This is a genomic window from Muriicola sp., assembly GCF_041567615.1.
GTDB lineage: Bacteria > Bacteroidota > Bacteroidia > Flavobacteriales > Flavobacteriaceae > Muriicola.
On sequence record NZ_JBFGBM010000238.1, the window covers coordinates 1 to 3287 of the forward strand.

4 protein-coding genes are annotated in these 3287 nt (G+C 49.9%); 3 read left to right on the forward strand and 1 reads right to left on the reverse strand.

From position 1 onward, the window contains the following. Positions 1–520: galactokinase (locus tag ABYP73_RS12450; protein WP_372974547.1), on the forward strand; the 520-nt coding region annotated here is incomplete at its 5' end. Positions 521–554: 34 nt separating this feature from the next. Here the strand turns inward: ABYP73_RS12450 and ABYP73_RS12455 are convergent. Next, the gene (locus ABYP73_RS12455) at positions 555–1838 is read right to left on the reverse strand and encodes an NAD(P)/FAD-dependent oxidoreductase (protein ID WP_372974548.1); all 1284 of its coding nucleotides are present in this window, start codon (positions 1836–1838) and stop codon (positions 555–557) included. Between the two features lie 199 nt (positions 1839–2037). On the opposite strand from ABYP73_RS12455, the gene ABYP73_RS12460 reads away from it, so the two are divergent. After that, positions 2038–3120: an NAD(P) transhydrogenase subunit alpha gene (locus tag ABYP73_RS12460; protein WP_372945932.1), complete on the forward strand. Its 1083-nt coding sequence runs from the start codon at positions 2038–2040 to the stop codon at positions 3118–3120. Positions 3121–3134: 14 nt separating this feature from the next. Beyond that, the coding region (locus tag ABYP73_RS12465; RefSeq protein ID WP_372974549.1) for a proton-translocating transhydrogenase family protein at positions 3135–3287 on the forward strand (153 nt) is incomplete at its 3' end.

Sequence of the window (3287 nt, forward strand, 5' to 3'; positions counted from 1 at the left end):
CGATACCGGGGTCAAGCACAACCTGGCCGACAGTGCCTACAATCAGAGGCGTGAGGTTTGTGAAGCTATCGCAACCCGCTTGGAGGTGAGTTCCCTCCGGGAAATTGATCTTAAACAACTGGTTAAAATTAGATCAGAATTACCGGAGGCAGATTACCAAAAAGCCTTTTTTGTGCTCGAAGAGAATGGCCGGGTACTCAAAGCACGTGAAGCCCTTAAAAACGCCGACTTACTGAAGTTGGGAGAACTGATGTACGAGTCGCACGAAGGGCTTAGCAAGCTTTATGAGGTAAGCTGTGAAGAACTCGATTTCCTTGTGGATCTCGCCAGAGAGAGTGATGGAGTTCTGGGGGCCCGTATGATGGGGGGCGGATTCGGGGGCTGTAGCCTGAACCTTGTCGATGTGAACAAGGCCCACGCGTTCCTCAATAATGCGCGTAAAAGGTACAGGGAGCGATTTAACCTGGACATGAATGATTATTCCGTGAGCATCACATCAGGGTGCCGTCTCGTGACATAAATAAAGAATTGGCCGGAATCTTATCGTGAAAGGGCTAGAGTGATTCTGAGCCGTTTTCACTTCGCTTGTAGGGCCGAATGATGAGCCCGAGGGGCCTGTCATAAGTGAAATAATTCACCATCCAGTCTAAGAAGGCGACGATCTTATTGCGAAATCCCACCAGGGACATGATATGGACAAACATCCAGACCAGCCAGGCAAAGGTCCCCTGGAATTTCCAGACCTTCAGGTCAACCACCGCCTTACGCCTCCCAATGGTGGCCATCACCCCTTTATCAAGGTACTCAAAAGGCAACATGGACCTTCCCTTCATCACCCTTTTGAGATTTTTGGCCAAATGCCTCCCCTGTTGCTGGGCCACCGGGGCCAGCATGGGCAATCCTTTCGGGTTTTCCTCTGTGATATGGGTAGCTACATCCCCGATAGCAAAAATATTAGTGGTTCCCGCGACCCGGTTGTATTCGTTGATCGCTATGCGGTTCCCTCCCACGATGGAATCTGCGGGAAGCCCCTCAAGAGGTGCTCCCTTAACCCCTGCCGTCCAGATGACGGTATCGGTTCTGAAGGAAGAACCGTCTTCCAGGGTGATCAGGGAACCGTCGTATTCCCGAACCCTGGTATTGAGGAACACGTTGACACCCAATTGCTTCAGGTATTCCAGGGATTTTACCGAGGCCTCCTCAGACATGGCAGAGAGTAAAGCCGGGGATGCCTCGTACAGATTGATACTCATCTTAGACAGGTCGAGTTCCGGGAAGTCCTTGGGCAGCACATACCGTTTCATCTCAGAAATTGCCCCAGCGAGCTCGATCCCCGCAGGGCCCCCTCCTACTATGGCTATGTTCATAATCTCCTCCAGGGGTTCATTATCTATATTGGCCAGGGCTTTTTCCATATTCTGGAAGATGAAGCTTCTCATGTTCAAGGCCTCGGGAATGGATTTCAGAGCGAGGAGGCGGTCCCTGACAGGTTCAAAATTGAAATAATTGTTCTGGCTTCCCGTGGCGATGATAAGGTAGTTGTAGGGGATGTCCCCTATGTTCGTCTTCAGGAGGTTTTCTGAGGGTACCACTTCCCGCACTTTACCCATCCTGAAGGTGATATTTTTGTTATATCGGAAGATCCGCCTCACCGGATAGGCAATACTTCCCGGTTCGAGCCCACCGGTGGCCACCTGGTACATCAGGGGCTGGAAGTTATGGTAGTTATGCTGGTCGATCAGCAGCACGTCTACGGGACTTTTCCGCAACGCCTTGGCCAAGGCGATCCCTCCAAAACCCGCACCCACAATTACTACCTTTATCTTCTTTTCTTGCAAGACGCTACCTTTCTAACTCGTTTCTCATTATTAGTATTCAGGACGAACATAAAGATATCAATATAATTGAGGTAGTTCATTTTAATAAGGGCGACAAAATTAATTTACAGAAATAAGGATTCTTTGGGATAAGGCGACATCCGATATTTCTGAATTCCGAATATTCTTTATAAATTGAACCTGTTGTTTACCTAACCGCATGATCATAGGAATCCTCAAGGAACCCAACGACAAACGCGTCTCCCTGGTTCCAAGTACCCTGAAGAAATTCAAAGTAGAAGGCGTGGAGTTCCGAATCCAGAAAGGAGCCGGAGTACAGGCGAGCTATGTCGATGCCAAATACGAGAAATACGGGAAGGTAACCGATCGGGAGGAGATTATGAAACATGCCGATATCCTGGTCACCATTAATCCAATTCCTGTAAATGAACTGCCCCGGATAAAAAAAGGAACCCTGCTCGTCGCTGTATTCTCCCCCTTTCAAAACCAGGAACTCATAGCCCGTATAGAGAAACTGGGACTCAAGGCAGCCAGCCTTGACATGATCCCCAGGACGACCATCGCCCAGACCATGGATATCCTCTCCTCCATGGCTTCCATAGCCGGATACAGAGCTGTACTCCTGGCGGCCACGGAACTACCCGGTTTCTTTCCGATGATGATCACTGCCGCCGGCAGCATTAAACCCTGTAAGGTACTGGTTCTGGGGGCCGGGGTTGCGGGATTGCAAGCCATCGCCACAGCGAGGAGGCTTGGAGCTATCGTAGAAGCCTCCGATGTGCGTGCTGCTGCCAAAGAAGAAGTGGAAAGCCTGGGTGCCAAATTCGTGGAGGTTCCGGGGGCCATAGATAAAAGGGATGCCGGAGGTTATGCCGTGGAACAAACAGCGGAATTTATGGCGAGGCAGCAGGAGGAGGTGCAAAAACGTGCCGCGTCTTCCGATGTCGTCATCACCACTGCCCAGATCCTCGGAAAAAAGGCACCCGTCCTGCTCACAGCAGAAACCGTAAGCAAGATGAAACCCGGATCCATTGTGATCGACCTCGCGGCGTCCTCTGGAGGAAATTGCGAACTGAGCAAGGCAGATACCACAGTGATCCATAATGGTGTAAAGATCATAGGTCATTCTAATTTGCCTTCAGAGATGCCAAGGGATGCCAGCTTCTTTTTCAGCAACAATGTCGCCAATTACCTGAAGCTGATCATCAAAGACGGAAACCTCGATCTCGATCGCAAAAATGAGATCATCGATAAAACACTGATAACAAAAAACCAGACCTAACGCCCTGCTCGCATATGGAAAGTATCTTCCTCTTCTTAGACGAAAACCTCATCCTGATCTACCTGCTGATCTTTACGATCATCCTTGGGTTTGAACTTATTTCCAATGTGCCTACCATCCTGCATACACCTCTGATGTCTGGGGCGAATGCCATCAGCGGGGTGGTC

Coding starts and splice junctions, on each gene's coding strand:
- ABYP73_RS12460 (WP_372945932.1), top strand. CDS start 2,038: ATGATCATAGGAATCCTCAAGGAACCCAACGACAAACGCGTCTCCCTG.